Source organism: Stenotrophomonas sp. 3diitr2024 (assembly GCF_042136455.1).
Classification (GTDB): Bacteria; Pseudomonadota; Gammaproteobacteria; order Xanthomonadales; family Xanthomonadaceae; genus Stenotrophomonas; species Stenotrophomonas sepilia.
Window position 1 is genome coordinate 1 of record NZ_JBHHMJ010000526.1, and the last position, 4,924, is coordinate 4,924.

A 4,924-nucleotide genomic window follows, 5' to 3' on the forward strand; every position below is an offset into this window, starting at 1 on the left:
CCGAGCCCATGCTCGGCTGCTTCTGGCGGGAAAAGCAGCCGAGCATGGGCTCGGCTCTACAATAGGCGGCACTTCTACCAGGACCGCTCCCATGACCGAACCCACGCTCCACGTCACCGTGAAGTTGAACGCCCGGCTGCAGCCGGAGCATCGCCACGAGCTGTTCGAAGACCCGCTCGATGCGCTGCTGCAGGCGGCCAATGTCGGCGAGATCACCGGTGGCGGCACCGCGATGTCCGACGACGGCGAGGTCGAATACGGCGATATCGAAGTGGCACTGGTCGACGTGGCCGGGGTGCCCAAGCTGATCGACCTGCTGGAGCAGCTGGGTGCACCGAAGGGCTCGAAGATCCAGGGCGCGGGTGAAGCCGATCGCAGCTTCGGCGTGACCGAGGGCCTGGGCATCTACCTGGATGGCCTGAACCTGCCGGACGAGGTCTACGAACAGTGCGATTCCAACCACGTGTTCGAGCAGCTGTCCGAGCGCATTGATGGCCTTGGCGAGATCTGCAGCTGGTGGCAGGGCCCGAGCGAGACCGCGCTGTACATGTACGGCCAATCGTTCGAGGCGATGCGTGATGCGATTGCCGAATTCGTGTCCAGTTATCCGCTGTGCCAGAACGCACGCGTGGTGCAGATCGCCTGAGCGACATTGTTGTGGAGCCGAGCATGGGCTCGGCTCTACAGAAGGGGGGCGGGCAAGCGGGTGGCGCGCACGGGCCGCTCCACGGCGCCGGATTGATCCTGCTCAAGGCGCGGCCTGCACATCCGGTGTGCAATGGTGGCGTTCCCATCTGGCAGACCGCCACGGAGCCCCACCATGTACAAGCGCATCCTGATTGCCACCGACGGGTCCGAGCTGGCCGACAAGGGCCTGGCCAAGGGCCTGGAGCTGGCCAAGGACCTCAACGCCGAGGTCGATATCGTGACTGTCTCCGAGCCGTGGGCCGTCGGCATGTACGACGCCATGGGCTGGAGCGTGGGCTACATGAACAGCCCGGAATACAAGGCTGACCGCGAGGAAGGCGCGCAGAAGGTGCTGCAGCCGGCGCTGGCCAAGGCCGCCGAGCAGGGCATCACCGCCAACCCGGTGCACGTGCTGGACCGCTACGCGGCCGACGGCATCATCGAGACGGCGGCCGAGCGCAACAGCGACCTGATCGTGATGACCTCGCACGGCCGCCGTGGCGTGACCCGCGTGCTGCTGGGCAGCCAGACTGCCGAGGTGCTGGCACGCAGCACGCTGCCGGTACTGGTCATCCGCTGATCCATACCCGCAGATTCAAGCGTTCCCGGGGAGGGACCCGACGCCGGTGCGCAGGATGCGTGCCGGCGTTGTTTTTTTGTGGGGGGATCGGCGGCCGTGCCGATGGCTTCGAGGGGGTCAGAGCCCTTTCCTGTGGAAAGGGATCCGACCCCGGTCACAACCCCGGTCACCTCACCAGCTGTACAGCTTCCAGTAGACCGGCGAGACACCGTCCTTGTCGTTGTCCATGCGGCCGTCGCCGTTCTTGTCATACATGTAGAACGGGGCACCGCGCGACGGGGTCACCTTGACCATGCGCAGCTGGCCGGACACACGGTATTCCTCGATGGTGTCACCGTTGTCCATGGTGCGCCTGGACACATCCGCGCCCTTGACGTCCACCGGGGGAGCACCCGCGCCACCCATGCTGGCGCAGCCAGCGAGCAGGAGCAGGGAAGCCAGCATCAGGGTCTTCATCGGCGGGGGCCTTTGCCTGGAAAGAGCCCTGATTATGCCCCATCGCGGTGTGCGCGCCGTGTCGCCGCGGTGCAGGCACGGGCGCGTAGAATCGGCGCATGAGCAGATTAGTCCTGATCGACGGGTCCAGTTACCTGTACCGCGCGTTCCACGCGCTGCCGCCCCTGTCCAATGCACAGGGTGAACCCACCGGCGCGCTGTTCGGCGTGGTCAACATGCTGCGTTCGACGCTGAAGGAGCGCCCGGCCTACGTCGCGTTCGTGGTCGATGCGCCCGGCAAGACCTTCCGTGATGACCTGTACGACCAGTACAAGGCCAACCGCCCGCCGATGCCCGATGAACTGCGCAGCCAGGTCGAGCCGATGTGCCGCATCGTCGAAGCGCTGGGCATCAGCATCCTGCGCATCCCCGGCGTGGAAGCCGACGATGTGATCGGCACGCTTGCGCTGCAGGGCCTGGCGCAGGACCTGAAGGTGACCATTTCCACCGGTGACAAGGACTTTGCCCAGCTGGTGCGGCCGGGCATCGAACTGGTCAACACCATGACCGGCAGCCGCATGGATTCCGACGCGGCGGTGATGGACAAGTTCGGCGTGCGCGCCGATCAGATCATCGACCTGCTGGCGCTGATGGGCGACGCGGTCGACAACGTGCCGGGCGTGGAGAAGTGCGGGCCGAAGACCGCTGCCAAGTGGCTGGCCGAGTACCAGCACCTGGACGGGGTGATGGCGGCCGCGCCGACCATGAAGGGCAAGATCGGCGAGAACCTGCGCGCTGCGCTGGAACGCCTGCCGCTGAACCGCGAGTTGGTGACGATCCGCACCGATGTGGAACTGGAGGCCAGCCCGACCACGCTGGCGCTGCGCGAGCAGGATGTGCCGGCGCTGACCGAGCTGTATACGCGCTATGGTTTCACCCAGGCGCTGAAGGAGCTGGGCGCGCCTGTGCCGGCACCGGTGGCCGCCAGCGAGGCGACCCCGAGCTTGCGCGGCACTGCGGCCGGCTTCGCGCGTGGCAGCGTCGAGGCGCCCGCCGCCGGCACGCTGGATCCGGCACTGTCCGCGCCGGGTGAATACGAGACCGTGCTGACCAGCGGGCAGCTGCAGGCCTGGATCGAACGCCTGCAGCAGGCCGAGCTGATCAGCTTCGACACCGAGACCGACGCACTGGATGCGATGCGCGCGCGCCTGGTCGGCATCAGCCTGGCGGTCGAGCCGGGCAGGGCGGCCTACATTCCGGTCGGCCACGATTACCCCGGCGCGCCGGCCCAGCTGCCGATGCAGCAGGTGCTGGATGCGCTGCGCCCGGTGCTGCAGGACCCGGCGAAGAAGAAGCTGGGCCAGCATGGCAAGTACGACCTGCATGTGCTGCGCCGCCACGGCGTGGAGGTGCAGGGCTACCACGACGACACCATGCTCGAGAGCTTCGTGCTCAACTCCACCGCCACCCGCCACGACATGGATTCGCTGGCCCTGCGTTACCTGGGCTACACCACCCTCAAGTTCGAGGACGTGGCCGGCAAGGGCGCCAAGCAGATTCCGTTCTCGCAGGTGGGCATCGACGAAGCCAGCCGCTATGCGGCCGAGGACGCCGACATTACCCTGCGCCTCCATCGCGCGCTGCAGCCGCAGCTGCTGGCCGAGCCGGCGCTGGACAGCGTGTACCGCGACATCGAGATGCCGCTGGTGCCGGTGCTGACCAGCATTGAAGCCAACGGCGTGCGGATCGACACCGACGAACTGCGCCGCCAGAGCCAGGACCTGTCCTCGCGCATGCTGGCCGCGCAGCAGAAGGCCACCGAGCTGGCCGGCCGCAGCTTCAACCTGGATTCGCCCAAGCAGCTGCAGGCGGTGCTGTTCGACGAGCTGAAGCTGCCGGCGGTGGTGAAGACCCCGAAGGGCCAGCCCAGCACCAATGAAGAGGCACTGGAGGCAATTGCCGACCAGCACGAGCTGCCACGGGTGATCCTCGACTACCGCGGGTTGGCCAAGCTGCGCAGCACCTACACCGACAAGCTGCCGGAGATGGTCAACCCGGACACCGGCCGGGTGCATACCAGTTACCACCAGTCCGGTGCCGCCACCGGCCGCCTGTCCTCATCGGACCCGAACCTGCAGAACATCCCGATCCGCACCGAGGACGGCCGCCGCATCCGCCGCGCGTTCGTGGCGCCGGAGGGCTTCCAGCTGCTGGCCGCCGACTATTCGCAGATCGAGCTGCGGATCATGGCCCACCTGTCCGAGGATCCGGGCCTGGTGCGCGCCTTCGAGCAGGGCGCCGACGTGCACCGCGCCACCGCCGCCGAGGTGTTCGGGCGCACGCTGGAGGAGGTGACCCCGAACGAGCGCCGCGCCGCCAAGGCGATCAACTTCGGCCTGATGTACGGCATGAGCGCCTTCGGCCTGGCCCGCAATCTGGGCATCGACCGTGGCCAGGCACAGGACTACGTGGCGCTGTACTTCAGCCGCTATCCGGGCGTGCGCGACTTCATGGAGCGGATGCGCCAGCAGGCCCGTGACCAGGGCTACGTGGAAACCCTGTTCGGCCGCCGCCTGTACCTGAACGACATCCACGCCCGCAACCAGGGCCTGCGTGCCGGTGCCGAGCGCGCCGCGATCAACGCGCCGATGCAGGGCACCGCCGCCGACATCATCAAGCGCGCGATGGTGGATGTGGACCAGTGGCTGCGCGACAGCGGGGCACCAGCGCGGATGATCCTGCAGGTACACGATGAACTGGTCTTCGAAACCGAAAGCAGTTTCGTTGAAGACCTGCGTTTGCAGGTGGTGGAGCGCATGTCGCAAGCGGCCAAACTGCGAGTGCCGCTGGTGGTCGATACCGGCGTCGGCAACAACTGGGACGAAGCGCACTGACGGCATTTCAGGCCTAAAACGACGTGAATGTGTTCATGAGTCGGGGGTTTCTGACTCGACCATGAATGTTGCCCCGATTGAATTTCATTAAATGGGGCCCCTTCACGAACCGTTAGTGTTCGGAGTGCTTCTATAACTCCCGACAGGCGCAATGCCTGTTGTGGATCTCTCCCATCCCCTGGAGCAGATCTCGGAACGGGGACTCCTCCCCAAGTGCCCGTTCCCCGGCCCCGTTGACCTCCCCCTGGTCAGCGGGGCTTTTTATTTGCGCCAACGGAACCTCGGATGGGGTCAGATCCCTTTGCCCGTCGGGCAAAGGGATCTGACC

At 66.5% G+C, this 4,924-nt stretch carries 4 protein-coding genes; 3 read left to right on the plus strand and 1 reads right to left on the minus strand.

What is annotated here, in order from left to right:
* The first annotated feature begins 91 nt into the window (after positions 1-91).
* Both ABGA94_RS13390 and ABGA94_RS13395 read left to right on the plus strand, forming a co-directional pair.
* Positions 92-646, plus strand: coding sequence for a hypothetical protein (locus tag ABGA94_RS13390; RefSeq protein ID WP_111128558.1), 555 nt, complete (start codon positions 92-94; stop codon positions 644-646).
* Between the two features lie 174 nt (positions 647-820).
* Positions 821-1,267 carry a universal stress protein gene (locus tag ABGA94_RS13395; RefSeq protein ID WP_005420335.1) on the plus strand — a complete coding sequence of 149 codons (447 nt, stop codon included), beginning with the start codon at positions 821-823 and terminating at the stop codon, positions 1,265-1,267.
* Between the two features lie 171 nt (positions 1,268-1,438).
* Here ABGA94_RS13395 and ABGA94_RS13400 read toward each other — a convergent pair whose 3' ends face one another.
* Positions 1,439-1,723 carry a DUF2782 domain-containing protein gene (locus ABGA94_RS13400; protein WP_005420332.1) on the minus strand — a complete coding sequence of 95 codons (285 nt, stop codon included), beginning with the start codon at positions 1,721-1,723 and terminating at the stop codon, positions 1,439-1,441.
* A 98-nt stretch (positions 1,724-1,821) separates the two neighbouring features.
* On the opposite strand from ABGA94_RS13400, the gene polA reads away from it, so the two are divergent.
* The gene (gene polA / locus ABGA94_RS13405; protein ID WP_375367517.1) at positions 1,822-4,596 is read left to right on the plus strand and encodes a DNA polymerase I; all 2,775 of its coding nucleotides are present in this window, start codon (positions 1,822-1,824) and stop codon (positions 4,594-4,596) included.
* Positions 4,597-4,924: the final 328 nt, after the last annotated feature.